Genomic DNA, 15,910 nt, shown 5'->3' with positions numbered 1-15,910 from the left:
CGCTAAATCTGAAAGGCATTGATTGTGACTGCGATGGACATGGGACTGGCTCTACTTCGGATCTGTCTCGGATTGACCATGGCCGCGCACGGCTACGGAAAACTCATGCGCGGCGGCCGGATTCCGGGTACCGCAGGGTGGTTCGACAGTATCGGGATGCGGCCGGGGCTCATGCATGCCTGGCTTGCGGCTCTCACCGAGGTCGGCGCTGGACTGTTTTTCGCATTCGGGTTATTCACCCCGTTTGCGGCCGCCGCCTTCGTCTCACTGATGCTCGTCGCAGCGTGGACCGTCCACCGTTCGCACGGCTTCTTCATCGCCGGCAACGGTTGGGAATACAACATGATTCTCGCGGTCGGCGCGGTCTCCGTCGCAGTGGCGGGTGCGGGACGGATCAGCATCGATCACCTGATCTTCGGGCATGACATCCTCACTGGCTGGGGAGGATTTGTCATCTCGGCAGTCCTCGGTGCGGGGGCCGGTGTCGCGCTGCTCGCCGCTTACTACCGGCCGGCGAAAGTGGCCAGTTGATGGAGCTGTCGGAGTTGGTCATTCGGGAACGAGTGCGCGATACCGTTGCGGCTTACACGCATTCGGGTGACCGGTTGCAGTTGACGGCGTTGGCAGATTGCTTCACCGAGAACGGAGCGCTGGAGGTGAAGGGGCGCACGGCCGCAGTAGGTAAGGCGGCGATCGTTGCAATGCTCACGCCGAATTCAGACACGGCGTCGGATACTGAACCGCCGAAGGCCGAGAAGTTCTTCATCCGACATTTCGTCACCAATCTGCGGTTCGACTCCATCGAATCGGATCGGGTGGAGACGTCCGCGTACTTCACTGTGTTCACACCGAATGGTGTCGATCACTGGGGGCGGTACCGCGACGTGCTGGTCCCCAGCGGGGATCGTTGGTTGTTCTCGAGCCGGCTTGTTTCGGTCGACGCGACCGTGGACAACTCATGGTTCGGTAGCAGATGAACCAGCCAGTTGTGGAAACAGTTGGTTCAGCCGACTGTTTGGTCAACCTCCGGGATGTCGGTGGACTCCCGACTCGCGGAGGTGGGCGCACTCGATCGGGAGTGCTCTACCGAAGCGATGCCCCGTATCCCGGAGATCGACGTCCAGAATCGGTGTCGGTGTGGCCACCGGTTTCAGTGCTGGATCTGCGCTCGCAGCGCGAAACTGACCATGTCGGGTATCAGTGGGACAGCGGAACTGTTGTGCACCATTCGCCCCTCCATGACGACGCGGCACCGACTACCGGTCGGCCGACCAGTCTGGCTGGGATGTACCGCACCATCGTCAGCAACGACGCTCCCCGTGTTGCTGGTGCCGCGTCGGTAGTGATGCGTGCGGCGGGACCGGTTCTGGTGCACTGCACTGTCGGCAAAGACCGCACCGGCATCGTCATTGCCGCGCTCCTCTTGGCGGCCGACGTCGAGCCTCGCGCAGTCATTGACGACTACGTCGATACCGCGGCCAACATGGATGCTCTACGGGCCCGGTGGGTCGCCAAGGGGGTGATTCGTCCGGGCGGGAAGCCGATTCGGGAAGAGTTCATGCAAGCACCTTCGGATGCCATATCCGAAGTGGTTGATGTGATTACCGGTTGGCAGGGTGGTGCGTGCGCGTGGATGTCGGATCACGGCGTCGATACCTTGGATATGGACTCGTGGCACAAACGGCTGGTGGACGACGGTTCCACTGCCGAAGGTACGGTCCTGACATGACTCACATTGCACAGGACACGCGCGAGATTCACACCTACGGAACGGGTTCCGAGGTGGTCAGTGAGCGTCGTGGATTCATCTCGATCATCACCATCAATCGTCCGGAAGCACGGAACGCTGTCAATGCTGCTGTTGCCGAGGGTATCGGTGACGCGCTTGCCGACGCAGAGTCCGACCCTCTTATCCGTGTGATCGTGCTGACCGGATCCGGAGACCTGTCATTCTGCGGCGGCGGCGATCTCAAAGCCATGGCGGCCGGCGAGGACTTGATTCCGGCTGATCCGGTAAAACGGGCACGGGGATTCGGCGGCATTTGCGAGCATGTGATCGAGAAACCGATCATTGCCGCAGTCAACGGATTTGCTATCGGTGGGGGAACCGAAATTGCGATGGCCTGTGACCTGGTCGTCGCGGACGAGCGAGCGCAGTTCTCCCTGCCCGAGGTTCGGAACGGATTTATCGCCTCTGCCGGAGGAGCAATTTGGCTTGCGCAGTGGTTGCCGAAAGCGATTGCCATGGAAGTGCTTCTGGTCGGAGATCGATTCAGTGCACATCAGGCCAAGGAATGGGGGCTGGTCAACAGAGTGAGTGAACCGGGTGCATCCCTGGATGTGGCTCTGGAACTGGCGGCGTCGGTGGCTGCAAATGCGCCGTTGGCGGTGCAGTCCAGCAAGCGTCTGGTGGCCGGAATCGTTGATGGTGTTCCGGTGGACGAACAGGCTGCATGGGCGCGTTCGTATGCAGAAAAGTCGCGGGTTGGGGCCACCCGCGACTCCAGGGAGGGCCCGTTGGCCTTCTCTCAGAAGCGTGAACCGAGATGGGAAGGGCGTTAGTCATGGAGATGCGTTATCTGGGGCGTTCGGGTGTGCAGGTGTCGAAACTCTGCCTCGGCGCAATGTCTTTCGGGACTATCGGCAGCACCGACTACGATCAATGTGCCGCGATGGTGGATGCAGCGCTCGACGCCGGCATAAATTTCATCGACACTGCCGACGTCTATTCTGCGGGACAGTCGGAAGAGATTGTCGGCCGGGCGCTTGCCGGCCGTCGAGACGACGTCGTACTCGCCACCAAGTTCTTCAATCCGATGGGTAAGGACCGCAACAAGCGAGGCGGATCGCGGCGTTGGATCATGCAGGCATGTGAAGACAGCCTGCGTCGGCTCGGAACGGACTACATCGATTTGTATCAGGTCCATCGGCTCGACGAGCAGACCGATCTCGACGAAACTCTGGGAGCACTCTCCGATCTGGTGCGTGCCGGCAAGGTTCGTACTATCGGTACGTCGACCTTCCCTGCCGAAGCAATCGTCGAGGGTCAGTGGGTGTCTCGTGACCGTGGGCACGTTGCAGTCCGCTGTGAACAACCGCCGTATTCGATCTTTGTTCGTGGTGCTGAGCGAGACATCTTTCCCACGTGCCAGAAGTACGGGATGGGCGCGATTGTCTGGAGCCCACTCAACGGCGGGTGGTTGACGGGAAAGTACCGCCGCGGTGAATCTGCCACGGCCGATTCACGTTTCAGTCGAATGGGGCGCGGATCGTGGAAACTTGATTCTCCGGGTTCCGAAACCAAATTCGACTTGCTCGACGGACTCGATGCGATTGCGGCGGACGCCGGTATGGATCTGGTGACGCTCGCCCTCGCGTTTACTTTGTCTCATCCGGCGGTCACATCCACGATCATCGGACCGCGCACGATGGCTCAACTGCAGTCCCAATTGGGAGCTGCAGACGTACGGCTTTCGCCCGAAACGCTGGACCGGATCGACGAATTGGTCGCGCCCGGTCACAATATTTCCAGTGCAGATCTGGCGTTCGAGCCGCGTGCCCTTCGTAAGAAGGAACTTCGCAGAATCCCTGTATGAGCGGTGAGTCCAATGTCAGTGGTGGCCAGCCTTTCCAGCGAAACGAATGAGATGACATGACGACGGAATCGACAGCGGCAGATATCTCGACCTATGACCCGAAGGCGTTGCGAGACAAATGGTATCGCGAAGGATGGTACTCCGATCTCACCTGCGTGGATGCAATGGAACTCGGCGGCAGTCGCTACGCCGATGTTCCCGTTGTCTACTCCGGCGACACGATCCGTGAGTCGACGGTCGGTGAAGTCCACGCCCGTGCGGTGGAGGTCGCGACAGCTCTGCAAGCCCGCGGAATCGGGGTGGGTGACGCGGTCGCAGTGCAGTTGGCCAATGGGTTCGAGTGCTCCGCTACGTACGAGGCGGTACTCCTGACCGGCGCGACGTTGGTCCCCGTGGTGGCGATCTACGGATCGAACGAAGTGAGTTTTATCCTCGAACAGTCTCGGGCACGCGTCTTGATCATGCCGGAGCGAATTCGGTCGACTCGGTACTCTGATCGGATCCCCGGCTATTTGTCGCTGCCCGATCTTGAACTGGTGGTGACGGTCGGAACCTCAGACTCTGGCAATTTGCGTGAAGGCGTGGTGGATTGGGACTCACTGTCGGTTGATCGTCCTTACGTCAAGCCTGCTCCCCATCCAGACTCGGTGGCAGTTCTGGTGTACACGTCTGGCACGACATCTGCACCCAAAGGTGTGCAGCACAGTCATAATTCGTTCTTGGCTGAACAGAGAACAGCACCTCAACTGCTTAGTGGTGCTGCGGACGCCGTGCATCTCGTCTCGTTCCCGCCCGGCCACATAGCGGGTGTTGGGAGCATGATGCGTCCAATCCTGCACGGAACCCGCGCGGTGTACATGGAGGCCTGGGATCCTTCGGTCGCAGCTGGTCTGATTGCTCGTTATCGGGTTACGTCGACCGTCGGTACCCCGTTCCATCTGACCGGGATACTGGATTTGGAGGGAATCGGGGACAAGCTCTCTACGCTTCGAGAGTTCTTGGTGGGAGCAGCCACCGTGCCGGACGAATTGGGCCGCCGGGCTGAAGAAGCGGGCATCGTGACCTTTCGCTGTTACGGTTCCACTGAACAGCCGACAATCAGCGCGAGCAGGGTCTCGGACGATGCCCATGCGCGGACTAGGACAGACGGCGTTCCGATACTCGGAGTCGAGATCAGGATTATCGACGAGTCCGGGGCAGATGTCGCCAGCGGCGTCGACGGTGAGGTTGTTACTCGCGGTCCCGATCAGTTCATCGGCTATCGGGATAGTTCGCTCGACCGGGCGGCTTTCACCGAGGACGGTTGGATGCACACCGGAGATCTGGGGAATCTTGATTCCAAGGGGCGACTCACCATCACCGACAGGATCAAGGACGTCATCATTCGGGCCGGCGAGACCATTTCGTCCGGCCAGATCGAAGATGTGCTGAACCAGCATCCGTCAGTGTTCGAGGCTGTTGTCGTTGCAGCGCCGGACGAGCGCTACGGCGAAGTTGCGGCAGCAGTGGTGATTCTGAATCCGAATGCATCGATAGACCTCGAGAGCATCCGTACGTATTTCGCAAAGTCGGGCCTCGCCAAGCAGAAGACTCCGGAGAAGTTGCTTGTTGTCGACGAGTTTCCGCGGACACCGGTCGGCAAGATCCGCAAGGCGGACATCCGTCGCGAGTATTTCCCGAAAATGTAGTGGAAGAAGGATGCCATGATCGACTTGAATGCACTGCGCATCCCCGTGATGGCTGCGCCCATGTTCATCGTTTCCAATCTCGACCTGATCATCAGTTCGTGTCGAGCAGGAATTATCGGCGCATTCCCGTCGGCTAACCCGCGGTCTCCCGAATCCTTGGACAGTTGGCTCACGGCCATCCGTGAAGCAGAGGCTGAGTCTCTTTCGCGGGGTGAGCGATTCGCCCCGTTCTGTGTGAACATGCTGGCATCGAGTGCTTTGGACAAAGAGGCGCGGGCTAGAGCGCTTGCCACCGTGCGTAAGCATGAGGCGCCATTGATTCTGACGAACATGGGTGACCCCCAAGAGGTTGTCGACGCCGCCCACGAATGGGGCGGCAAGGTTTTTCACGATGTCACCACCGTGCGTCACGCGGAGAAGGCAGTGGCGGCTGGTGTCGACGGTTTGATGCTCGTGTGCGCGGGGGCCGGTGGTCACGCGGGAACGCTGTCGCCATTCTCCTTTCTGCCCAGAGTCCGCAAGTTTTTCGACGGGCCGATCATGTTGGCAGGTGGCATTGCCGACGGCAACGGGATTGCCGCGGCCTTGGCATTGGGCGCAGATCTGGTCGTGATGGGCACCCGCTTCATCGCGACCGCGGAATCCGGAACGTTCGGCGGGTACAAGGAAATGTTGGTCTCTTCGCGCAGCGAGGACGTGCTGTTCACCGATGCCATCTCCGGATTGCCGGCCAGTTTCCTCAAGCCTTCGATGGTTGCAGCCGGACTCGACCCGGACAACCTTCCGACACCATTGGGTATGCACCGACCGAACTTGCCGGCTGGGATCAAGCCGTGGAAGACGGTGTGGAGCGGCGGCCATTCGGTTGCGCTGATCGACGACGTGCCGGATGTGGCCACTGTCGTCGACAGGCTCGCAACAGAATTCGAAAATGCACGAGTAGTGGGGGATTGGCGCGAACGACTTCTCCGTTCGTTCTAGCGACTCCCAAGGATAGGCAGAACCGGACGCCGGTTCTGCCTATCAGCGCTTACCAGCCGGTGACGTCCCTGCCGATCAATCGTCGGGCGATGATCCATTGCTGTAATTCGTTTGCATCCTCGAAGATTTCGAGGATCTTCGCGTCCCGATAGAGTTCTTCGAGACGTACAGATTCACCCGTCTCTGCTGCACCACTTTCCGTCGCGCGACGCCTTGCCTGTCGCAGCGGTTCATCACCTCGCGAGTGATCGGGTTCAGGACGCAGGTTCGGACACCGTGTGGCCGGTGAGCCGGCCGCTCGGGTGGCGGCAGCAGTCCGTGCGATGTGGGCGACGTATCGGCAGCTGTACTTCTGGGCGTCGGTGGAGTTGTGGATAGCAGCTCGATCGCACGACGAGCTCAGACAGGTGCATCTTCGCGGGCAGGGAGCTCCGGGATTGCGTTCAAGAGTGTGCGGGTGTACTCCTCGCGCGGATGGGCAAACAGGTCGGCCACGGAGGATTTCTCGACAATCTCTCCGGACTTCATGACGGCTACGTTGTGTGCGAATATCTCGACAAGTGCCAGGTCGTGGGTGATGAACAGGTACGACACATTGCGTTCGGATTGAATGTCGAGCAGCAGGTTGATCACCTGTGCCTGCACTGACACGTCAAGCGCTGACACCGGCTCGTCGCAGACGATCAACGACGGATCAGTAGACAATGCCCGTGCGATCGCCGCACGTTGAAGTTGTCCGCCGGACAAGCTTGTCGGGTAGCGGTCGATCAGGTGTGACGACAAACCGACGCTGTCGAGAAGCGCTGCGACACGATCGCGATGTTCGCTCCTTTTCCCGATCGAGTGAACGACAAGCGGTTCCGCAACGGACTTCCAAATCTTCATCCTCGGATTCAGTGACGAGAACGGATCTTGGAAGATCATCTGCGCGTTCCGCCGAAATCCGCGGAGCGTGCTGGACTTCATTGCTCGGACATCTGCCCCGTCGAAAACTACTGTGCCGGAATCCGGTTCGATCAGTCTCAAGGCCAACCGGCCGGTAGTGGACTTCCCGGCGCCCGATTCGCCGACCAAAGCCAGGGTTTCGCCCTTGTTCAGGTCGAACGAGACGTCGGATACCGCACGTCGGTTCTGTGCGCCGGTACCAAAGGATTTGGTCAGATTCCGTACTTCGAGGAGTGGCATGGATCTCCGATCTGGATTGTGGCCTGCGTCATGACGTGATGGGTTACAGTATGAACCTAGTATACGAAGTATGTAACTAGTATCCAGATGACCGAATGTGCTTTCCTTCAACAGTTTTCTTCTTCCGTGTGCCAAGTTTGTGTATTTGGAAACATGTCAATTCGTGTCGGATCGGCCTCGAGAGGTGGAATGAATCGTGAATCTGACCCAACTGGCTCGGCAGTACGAGGACAAGATTGCCGTCGTCATGGGAACGTCGGGTAAGTCGTTGACGTATCGGCAACTCGAAGAACAGTCGAATGCGATTGCGCACCTGTTTCGATTGCGGGGGCTTGCTGCCGGCGATCACATCGCGATTCTCATGGAGAACGAGATAGACGTTTTCCCTGTTGTCTGGGCGGCTCAACGTTCCGGGCTGTTGTATACACCGGTCAATTGGCATCTCAGCGCCGACGAAGCGGCGTACATCGTCGAGAATTGTGGTGCACAACTGCTCGTGCATTCCGAGTCGTTGCGGGACCTGGCTGTCTACTCGGAATCGACTGCACCGCTGGTGAAGTCACGTTTGTCGGTGAGGTCTGATTCCGAAGATTCGCTCGAGGCGGCAATCGACGGACTCCCGGTCACTCCGATATCCGACGAAACCGAGGGCTACTACATGCTCTACTCGTCGGGGACCACGGGCAGGCCGAAGGGAATCCTCCCGGAACTGACCGGACAACCTTTCGGCGCGGGACTCAGCATCGATTCGCTGATGGCATCAGCGTTCGGATTCGGTCCGGAAGCGGTCTACCTCAGCCCGGGCCCTCTCTACCACGCCGCGCCTCTCGGTTGGTGTCTGGGAACGGTGCGTAACGGTGGGACGGCCGTAGTCATGGAGAAATTCGACGCGGAACGCACTTTGGGTCTGATTGAAAGGTTCGAGGTCACACACGGTCAGTTCGTTCCCACGATGTTCGTGCGCATGCTCAAACTCGACGACGCCACCCGAGCGCGCTACGACGTCTCCAGTATGAAACTGGTGGTCCATGCAGCTGCTCCATGTTCCATCGAGGTCAAAGAACGGATGATCGAATGGTTCGGGCCAAAACTTACCGAGTTCTACTCAGGTAGTGAAGGCACCGGATTCTTTATGATCGACTCGCCGAACTGGTTGACTCACAAGGGATCTGTGGGTCAGGCCATTCGTGGGGTCGTTCATATTTGTGACGACGACGGGATTGAACTCCCCGCGGGTGAGATCGGATCTGTGTGGTTCAGCGATATCGGCCGCTTCGAATATCACGGTGAGCCCGCGAAGACGGCGGAGTCCTTCAACGACAAGGGCTGGAACACGCTCGGAGATCTCGGGCACGTCGACCAAGACGGTTATCTCTACCTGTCCGCGCGTCGGTCCGATCTTATCCTGTCCGGGGGAGTAAATATCTACCCTCAGGAAATCGAAGACGCACTGGCCATGCATCCAGCAGTGTCCGACGTCGCTGTCATCGGACTTCCCGATGACGAAATGGGGCAGAAGGTCCATGCGGTGATCGCTCCGGCATCCGGCGTTATTGCCGACGACGCTCTGGCGGCCGAGATTATCAAGTACTGCCGTGCGCATATCGCGGGATACAAGACCCCGCGGTCGGTGACTTTCGGGGACGTTCCACGCTTGCCCAGCGGAAAGATTCTTCGGCGTGAACTCATCGCCGACTTCGAGAATCAGACAGCACAGTGACCGATCATCGGCCGTCGCGCAGATCAAGGAGTGCAATGCGGACTTCCACATCCTCGAGATGGTTCGTACTGGCCGCGGCCGGGGCCTTGGTGCTGTCCGGATGTGGATACGGTCCGGGTAGCGTCGGTGCCGAGATCGACCCGGCATCGACGGAGGTCGTGTTCGATCCTAATGCGGGACTTATCGTGGCAACTACTGCGGTACCCACCGGATTTGATCCTCATCGGGAGCGAACTGCAGGTGAGAGGCCCTACTATTTTCCGGTATTCGACAGACTGACGAGGCTTGACGAGAACCTGCAGCCGACGCCGATGCTGGCGGAGTCCTGGGAATTGGCACCCGACGCGATGTCGCTGACGATGAAATTGCGAACCGACGTCTCGTTCCACGACGGTGACGCTCTCGACGCAGAAACGGTCAGACTCAATATCGAACGGGCGAAATCTCTCGAGGATTCGACGGTCAAACCCTTCCTGTCGACGGTGACGTCGGTGGAGGAAATCGACCAGCACACAGTCGAATTCAGGTTCAATGCCCCGAGTCCTGACTTTGCGGTGTCCTTGGCCGGGCCAGTGGGAGCCGTGATGAGCAGAACTGGAATCAGTGACCCTGCCGTTGATCTCCGCAAGTCGCCGGGTCTCCACGGATCCGGCCCGTACGTCGTGGAAAAATTCACTCCTAGCCAAAGTGTGACTTACGTCCGAGCCCCCGGCACTAACTGGGACGCTGATGCGGGAAGGTTGGCACGGCTGGAGATCAGATACGTCGCTGACGACAGGACGCGAGACTCGGCGATTCGGGCCGGCGAGATCGATGTGGCCCTTGTCAACGGCGCCGTTTCCCAGGCAATCAAGCAAGCGGAACTCGCAGCGCAGGGAAGCACACTGCGACTGGTCGAGCGCGAGACCAATGTTCTTGCAGCTCTGTGGTTGCGATCGGATCGACTCACCGATCCTCGCGTCCGACAAGCGTTGGTCTCGGGTATCGATCGTGGCGCGATCGCCGACGGCTACTTCCAAGGTATGTGTGCGTCCTCCGCGCAACTCTCCCGCGCGGGATTCGCGGGCCACCTCCAAGATTTCGAAGATCCATATCCTTTCGATCCGGAACGCTCGAAGGAATTGTTGGCCGAAGCCGGATATGTGGACGGCATGGACTTCGACTTGTCCTACATCGCGGGTCGTGAGGCGTTGCCCGTGATCTCTTCGGACGATTTGGCGAGATCAGGGGTTCGCAGCAGACTGCAGCCCGGCACGAGTATCGAAGCGCTCACTGCATACAGGACTTCGCAGACCGATTCGTTCATGTTCCAGGTTGCGCCGATGGGAACCGTTGCGGAGACCGTCAAATGGATTCAGTCCAAAGCGGGACTCGAGTTCACGGATCCGTTGATTGCCGATCTGGCTGCGAAGGCCTCCCGAGCAGTTTCGCCCGAGGAACGTGAAAGCTCGAACGCGGACTTGGTGAGGGCCCTTGCTGATTCAGCTGCGTTTGTTCCGATCTGCCACTTCAACTCGTACTATCTGGTTGCCTCCGACGTGATCGGATTCTCGTCGGCAACCAGCCCTGAAGCCCAGTACATGTTGGATCTTCGCAGTGTAGGTCGGGCGAAATAGTCATGGAGACAAGGTAAATGAAAACTCTTCGACGCGTAGTTATCACCACGCCACTGTTGTTTGTTCTCGTCAGCTTCTCCGTGTTCGCCATGATGGCAGCGGCACCGGGAGACCCGGCTGTGGACCTGGCGGGACAGAACGCGAAGCCTGAGGACATTGCCAGGGTACGAAGCGAGCTCGGACTCGACCAACCACTGTTGGTTCGATACTGGGACTGGCTATCCGGTGCTGTCACCGGCGATTTCGGGATTTCGTACAGTCGTCGGCAACCGGTGTCGGAACTGATCAGTTCTCGCTTGGAACCCACACTCTCACTGGCTCTGGTTGCGATCTTCTTCGCGGTGATCATCGGAGTCGGATTCGGGATTCTTGCAACAGTGCGGCCGGGTGGAATTGTCGATCGATTCGTGTCGGTCATTTCGTCCATCGGCATTGCGCTTCCTCAGTTCTGGGTCGGGATGCTGTTGGTCATGGTGTTCTCGCTACAGCTCAAAGCGATGCCGGCAACCGGATACGTACATATCAGTGATGGATTGGCGCCCTGGGCCGCGCACGTGATCCTTCCCGCCCTCGCGCTTTCGTTGATGCCCGCTGCCGAGTTGATGCGACACGTGCGAAGTTCCGTTTCCGAGGTGCTGGACAAGGACTTCGTCTTGACGGCGCGGGCCAAGGGAATGTTGACGGGACCCATCTATTTCAAGCATGTGGTGCGCAATGCCGGGATCCCGATCGTCACAGTGCTCGGCATCCGCATCGCCCAGCTGCTGGGCGGCACTGTCGTGATCGAGACATTGTTCGGGATTCAGGGACTCGGAACTTTGACGGTGGACAGTGTGCTCGGACGCGATATGCCCACGATTCTCGGTGTCGTGGCCCTGGCAACGGGTTGTGTACTCGTGATCAACCTTCTTGTGGATTTGTCGTACCGATTCATCGACCCAAGGACGGCGCAGTGATGTTGCAACGTAAGGACGCAGTCGAATCATCGGCGCCACGAAAGGTTCGAGGCGAATCGATAGCGAGCAAGATGTTCTCCGATTTGCGGAGCGACACATTATCTTTCGTGGCATTCATTTTTGTCAGCGCTGTAATTCTGATTGCAATCTTCGGGCCGCTGCTGGTGTCGACCGACCCGAATCAGCTGAATCTGCGGCACGCACTGGCGAGACCCAGCTCGGAATTCTGGTTGGGAACAGACGATTTGGGTCGTGATCAGTTCAGTCGTTTGATCTACGCCACCCGAGTGACGTTGCTTGCTGCAGCCGAGGCGGTAACAGTCTCGTTGATCATCGGACTGCCCCTCGGCCTTGTCGCGGGATATTTCGGTGGGAAGGTCGATTCGGTTCTGAGTCGCCTCAACGACGCCCTCATGAGCGTGCCGGCTCTGATCCTCGCTATCGCAGTCGTAGCTGTTGTCGGACCCGGACTGACCACATCGATGTTCGCAATCGGTGTCGTGTTCTCACCGTCGATCTTCCGCCTGGTCCGAGGCTCGACGATGTCGGTGCGTTCGGAGACCTACGTCGAAGCTGCCGTCGCAATCGGCGCTCGTTCTCCTCGAATCATGTTCGTTCACGTGCTCCGCAACATCTTTCCGCCAGTGCTGGTGCAGATCAGTCTTCTCATCGGCATTGCCATGATCGCTGAAGCCAATCTGAGCTTTCTCGGCTTGGGCGTAGTGCCGCCGGAAGCGAGTTGGGGAAGCATGTTGCGCACGGCGTTCGACACCTTCTACGCTGCACCGTTCCTCATGTTCGCACCCGGATTGGCGATCGGACTGACAGTTCTCGCATTTTCTCAACTCGGAGACGGACTGGGCGGGGCACTTACAGGAAAGAAGGCCTCACGATGACACCTCGACTTGATCGAAACACACTGACGGTCAAGGACCTGAGCGTCGAATTCACTGCTGACGGGACGATTATCCGTCCGGTCGACGGAGTAAGTCTGTCCATTCGAGCCGGGGAAATGCTGGGATTGGTGGGAGAATCAGGATCGGGTAAGAGCGTTACTTCTCTTGCCGTCACAGGTTTGACAGACTACACCGGCGGCCGCGTTGTCGGTGGTTCGGTACACCTGGAAGGGACCGATATTCTGTCCCTCGCTTCCCGGCAGCGATCCGACGTGCTGGGCCGCGACATCGGAATGATCTTCCAGCAACCGATGCGAAGCCTGAATCCGACGATGCGGATCGGCAATCAGGTAGCCGAGGTGATTCGGCGACATCGTCGATTGAGCAAACGTGAGGCCTGGAACCAGGCTGTCGAGATGCTCGACCGAGTTCGAATCCCTGAGCCGCACAAGCGTGCCCACGACTATCCCTTCAGTTTCAGTGGCGGTATGGCGCAGCGCGTAATGATTGCGATGGCTTTGGCGTGTCAGCCCAAACTGATGATCGCAGACGAGCCGACTACTGCTCTCGACGCAACGGTGCAGGCGCGAGTGATGGACTTACTTCGTGAGTTGCAGCAGGATCTCGACGTTGCGGTGCTGTTGATTACCCATGATCTGGGGGTCGCCTCGGGTTACTGCGACAGGATTGCGGTGATGTACTGCGGTCAGATCGTGGAGCAAGGTTCCACCGCGGATGTCCTGATGCGCCCGACGCACCCGTACACGCGAGGCCTCTTGGACGCCACTCCGATTAGGGGATCGCGCGAGAGACTGCTGCCGATCGTGGGAAATGTTCCGCCTGCGGCGGATCTACCGTCGGGGTGCAGATTCCACCCACGCTGCCCGCTTTCCTTACCGGGTTTGTGCGACAGCGCGTTGCCTGTGCTACATCTGGACGAGATGGGATGCGGTGACCGGTGTATTCACCCTGAATCGGCAACCAGACTGGTATCCGAGGTCTCGGCTGGATAGAGCATATCCATCGACCGACAATGCGCCCGATCTCGAATGCACATCGAGACCGGGCGCACTCGTCCAGGCTCCGAAATTAACGAGGTGCCATACGGATTGCTCCGTCCAGGCGAATGGTTTCGCCATTGAGCATCGGATTCTGCACGATGTGTGCCGCCAATGCGCCGTATTCGCTGGGATCACCGAGGCGAGAGGGATGCGGTACCTGAGCGCCGAGTGATCGCTGCGCCTCCTCGGGCAAGGAACCGAGAAGCGGCGTCTTGAACAAGCCGGGCGCAATGGTGTTGACGCGAATCTGCAGTGACGCGAGGTCTCGTGCAATCGGCAACGTCATACCGACAACACCGCCCTTGGAGGCGGAGTAGGCAGCCTGTCCGATCTGGCCTTCGTAGGCGGCGACGGAAGCTGTATTGATGATGACACCGCGCTCGCCGTCGATCGACTCGGTGTGCGAAATGCGCTCGGCTGCAAGACGAATCACATTGAAGGTTCCGATGAGGTTGACGGTGACAATCTTTGTGAAGTCGGCAAGCGGAAACGCGCCGTTCTTGCTCACGGTCTTGATCGCGTTGCCGATTCCTGCGCAGTTCACTGCGATGCGCAGTGTTCCCATTCTTTCCGCGGCATCGAGGGCTGCTGCGACCTGGGACTCGTTGGTGACGTCCGCTGCGACGAATTGAACACGGGGGCCGAGTTTCTCGGCTACTACTGCACCCGCTGATGACGGGAGGTCGATGATCACGGCGCTGGCGCCGAGATCGACGAGCTTGGTGACGGTGGCGAGTCCGAGTCCTGATGCGCCGCCCGTGACGACAGCTACGTTGCCGTTGATTTCCATTCGTGTCCTTTCGACGGTTCCGGCTTCATTCCGAAACTCCGTATACATAGTGCACTATGTTGTCTATGATGGTGGGAAGGGGATGCATACTCCTCGGGGGCATCCAAGAGCGGTAGTGGGAGTGAAATCAATGAGCGGACCATTGCAGGGTCTTCGGGTTGTCGAGCTTGCAGGCATCGGACCGGGACCACACGCGGCAATGATGTTGGCAGACATGGGTGCCGACGTGATTCGTATCGAACGGCCGACAGGTGGGCTTGACCTGTTCGACGGCGATATCGATTACACGCTCCGGAACCGTCGAACGCTGACTGTGGATTTGAAGTCCGAATCCGGGAGGGACCTGGTGCTCGATCTAGTCGAGCATGCCGACGTACTACTCGAAGGCAACCGCCCCGGAGTGGCCGAGAGGCTCGGAGTCGGACCGGACGTGTGTGCGCGTCGAAATCCGGCACTCGTATACGGGCGCATGACCGGTTGGGGTCAGGACGGTCCGCGGAGCAAGGATGTCGGGCACGACATCAACTACATCTCCACCACCGGAGTACTCCATGCAATAGGCCGCGAGGGGGAACGCCCCGTCCCGCCGATCAACTTGGTCGGCGACTTCGGCGGTGGGTCCATGTTCCTCGTGGTGGGCGTGCTTGCGGCGCTATTCGAGAGGCGAAGTTCGGGTCTCGGCCAAGTCGTGGATGCAGCAATGGTCGACGGTTCGACCGCTCTGATGCAGGCAATGTGGTCACTGCGAGGGCAGGGCCGGTGGAGTGACGACCACGGTACCAATCTTCTCGACGGAGGCGCACCGTTCTACGACACATATGAATGCTCGGACGGCCGTTGGGTAGCCGTGGGGGCACTCGAGGCGCAGTTCTACGCAGAACTACTTGAAGGACTTGGACTGGACCAGACACTACTTCCACCGCAGATGGATCGAAGCGGCTGGTCGCGACTGCGTGCGGATTTCACGACGATCTTCGGATCAAAGGATCGTGACTACTGGACTGGTGTGTTTTCGGGAACCAATGCGTGTGTGACGCCAGTGCTGTCGATGTCGGAGGCAGCTGAGGACGAGCACCTCCTTTCAAGAGCGACGTTGGTGGAGATCAACGGTGTGCCGCAGGCGGCGCCCGCGCCGCGCTTTTCCCGTACCGCGTCCGGCAAGCCGAGTATGAACAACGTCGCGGTGTTCGCGGACGAGGTGCTGGCAGATTGGCGGGCGAGGGCAGTCCACGCCGGCTTGTGATCGCGAATGGCCATAAGGGAATATCGGCGTCGACTGAAGAGCCGTACCTATGCAGATCCCGAAGATCTGAACAGTCGAGGTCATGCCGGCGGTCGTCTCCGCGGTCGGCTATGAGGCCTGGCGGCAGCGCTATCGTCAATCCAGGTGGTCGGATTACTTCGATCGCATCGACGGTGCG

At 59.2% G+C, this 15,910-nt stretch carries 15 protein-coding genes and 1 pseudogene; 13 read left to right on the top strand and 3 right to left on the bottom strand.

Features of this window, described 5'->3' with window-relative positions:
• The first annotated feature begins 24 nt into the window (after window positions 1–24).
• Genes A0W34_RS30375 through A0W34_RS30345 form a run of 7 tightly spaced genes read left to right on the top strand, consistent with a single transcriptional unit; the run spans window position 25 to window position 6,265 of the window.
• Window positions 25–531 (top strand): DoxX family protein, encoded by a 507-nt coding sequence (locus A0W34_RS30375; protein WP_156888977.1) that lies wholly within the window; start codon window positions 25–27, stop codon window positions 529–531.
• Complete coding sequence (locus A0W34_RS30370; RefSeq protein ID WP_081559085.1) at window positions 531–977, top strand: nuclear transport factor 2 family protein; 447 nt, start codon at window positions 531–533, stop codon at window positions 975–977. The genes A0W34_RS30375 and A0W34_RS30370 overlap by 1 nt, the downstream gene beginning before the upstream one ends.
• The gene (locus A0W34_RS30365; protein ID WP_081559083.1) at window positions 974–1,729 is read left to right on the top strand and encodes a tyrosine-protein phosphatase; all 756 of its coding nucleotides are present in this window, start codon (window positions 974–976) and stop codon (window positions 1,727–1,729) included. The genes A0W34_RS30370 and A0W34_RS30365 overlap by 4 nt, the downstream gene beginning before the upstream one ends.
• Window positions 1,726–2,562 carry a crotonase/enoyl-CoA hydratase family protein gene (locus tag A0W34_RS30360; protein WP_081559081.1) on the top strand — a complete coding sequence of 279 codons (837 nt, stop codon included), beginning with the start codon at window positions 1,726–1,728 and terminating at the stop codon, window positions 2,560–2,562. Before A0W34_RS30365 ends, A0W34_RS30360 begins: the two co-directional genes overlap by 4 nt.
• Window positions 2,563–2,564: 2 nt before the next feature.
• Entirely contained in the window at window positions 2,565–3,596 is a 1,032-nt protein-coding gene (locus tag A0W34_RS30355) for an aldo/keto reductase (RefSeq protein WP_081559079.1), read from the top strand.
• A gap of 56 nt (window positions 3,597–3,652) precedes the next feature.
• Window positions 3,653–5,284: an AMP-binding protein gene (locus A0W34_RS30350; protein WP_081559077.1), complete on the top strand. Its 1,632-nt coding sequence runs from the start codon at window positions 3,653–3,655 to the stop codon at window positions 5,282–5,284.
• Window positions 5,285–5,299: 15 nt separating this feature from the next.
• The gene (locus A0W34_RS30345) at window positions 5,300–6,265 is read left to right on the top strand and encodes an NAD(P)H-dependent flavin oxidoreductase (RefSeq protein ID WP_081559075.1); all 966 of its coding nucleotides are present in this window, start codon (window positions 5,300–5,302) and stop codon (window positions 6,263–6,265) included.
• A gap of 49 nt (window positions 6,266–6,314) precedes the next feature.
• Here A0W34_RS30345 and A0W34_RS33530 read toward each other — a convergent pair.
• Both A0W34_RS33530 and A0W34_RS30340 read right to left on the bottom strand, forming a co-directional pair.
• A pseudogene (locus tag A0W34_RS33530) lies at window positions 6,315–6,452 on the bottom strand (acyl-CoA dehydrogenase family protein); the annotation flags it as partial.
• A gap of 212 nt (window positions 6,453–6,664) precedes the next feature.
• Window positions 6,665–7,450, bottom strand: coding sequence for an ATP-binding cassette domain-containing protein (locus A0W34_RS30340; RefSeq protein ID WP_081559073.1), 786 nt, complete (start codon window positions 7,448–7,450; stop codon window positions 6,665–6,667).
• Between the two features lie 196 nt (window positions 7,451–7,646).
• Here A0W34_RS30340 and A0W34_RS30335 point away from each other — a divergent pair, with 196 nt between their 5' ends.
• The 5 genes from A0W34_RS30335 to A0W34_RS30315 are packed head-to-tail and all read left to right on the top strand — an operon-like array spanning window position 7,647 to window position 13,651.
• Window positions 7,647–9,170 carry an acyl-CoA synthetase gene (locus tag A0W34_RS30335; protein ID WP_081559071.1) on the top strand — a complete coding sequence of 508 codons (1,524 nt, stop codon included), beginning with the start codon at window positions 7,647–7,649 and terminating at the stop codon, window positions 9,168–9,170.
• 35 nt (window positions 9,171–9,205) lie between these two features.
• Window positions 9,206–10,786, top strand: coding sequence for an ABC transporter substrate-binding protein (locus A0W34_RS30330; protein ID WP_081559069.1), 1,581 nt, complete (start codon window positions 9,206–9,208; stop codon window positions 10,784–10,786).
• Between the two features lie 17 nt (window positions 10,787–10,803).
• Window positions 10,804–11,742, top strand: a complete 939-nt coding sequence (locus tag A0W34_RS30325; protein WP_081559067.1) for an ABC transporter permease — start codon at window positions 10,804–10,806, stop codon at window positions 11,740–11,742.
• 59 nt (window positions 11,743–11,801) lie between these two features.
• Window positions 11,802–12,638, top strand: coding sequence for an ABC transporter permease (locus A0W34_RS30320; RefSeq protein WP_442971957.1), 837 nt, complete (start codon window positions 11,802–11,804; stop codon window positions 12,636–12,638).
• Window positions 12,635–13,651 carry an ABC transporter ATP-binding protein gene (locus tag A0W34_RS30315; protein ID WP_081559063.1) on the top strand — a complete coding sequence of 339 codons (1,017 nt, stop codon included), beginning with the start codon at window positions 12,635–12,637 and terminating at the stop codon, window positions 13,649–13,651. Before A0W34_RS30320 ends, A0W34_RS30315 begins: the two co-directional genes overlap by 4 nt.
• 76 nt (window positions 13,652–13,727) lie before the next feature.
• Here the strand turns inward: A0W34_RS30315 and A0W34_RS30310 are convergent, their stop codons facing one another.
• Window positions 13,728–14,489, bottom strand: a complete 762-nt coding sequence (locus A0W34_RS30310; RefSeq protein ID WP_081559061.1) for a 3-hydroxyacyl-CoA dehydrogenase — start codon at window positions 14,487–14,489, stop codon at window positions 13,728–13,730.
• Window positions 14,490–14,619: 130 nt separating this feature from the next.
• On the opposite strand from A0W34_RS30310, the gene A0W34_RS30305 reads away from it, so the two are divergent.
• Window positions 14,620–15,732, top strand: coding sequence for a CaiB/BaiF CoA transferase family protein (locus tag A0W34_RS30305; protein WP_081559059.1), 1,113 nt, complete (start codon window positions 14,620–14,622; stop codon window positions 15,730–15,732).
• Window positions 15,733–15,910 lie beyond the last annotated feature (178 nt).

The sequence above is a fragment of the Rhodococcus sp. BH4 genome (assembly GCF_002079265.1).
GTDB lineage: Bacteria > Actinomycetota > Actinomycetes > Mycobacteriales > Mycobacteriaceae > Rhodococcus_F > Rhodococcus_F qingshengii.
This window is presented reverse-complemented; position numbering and strand designations above follow the sequence as displayed.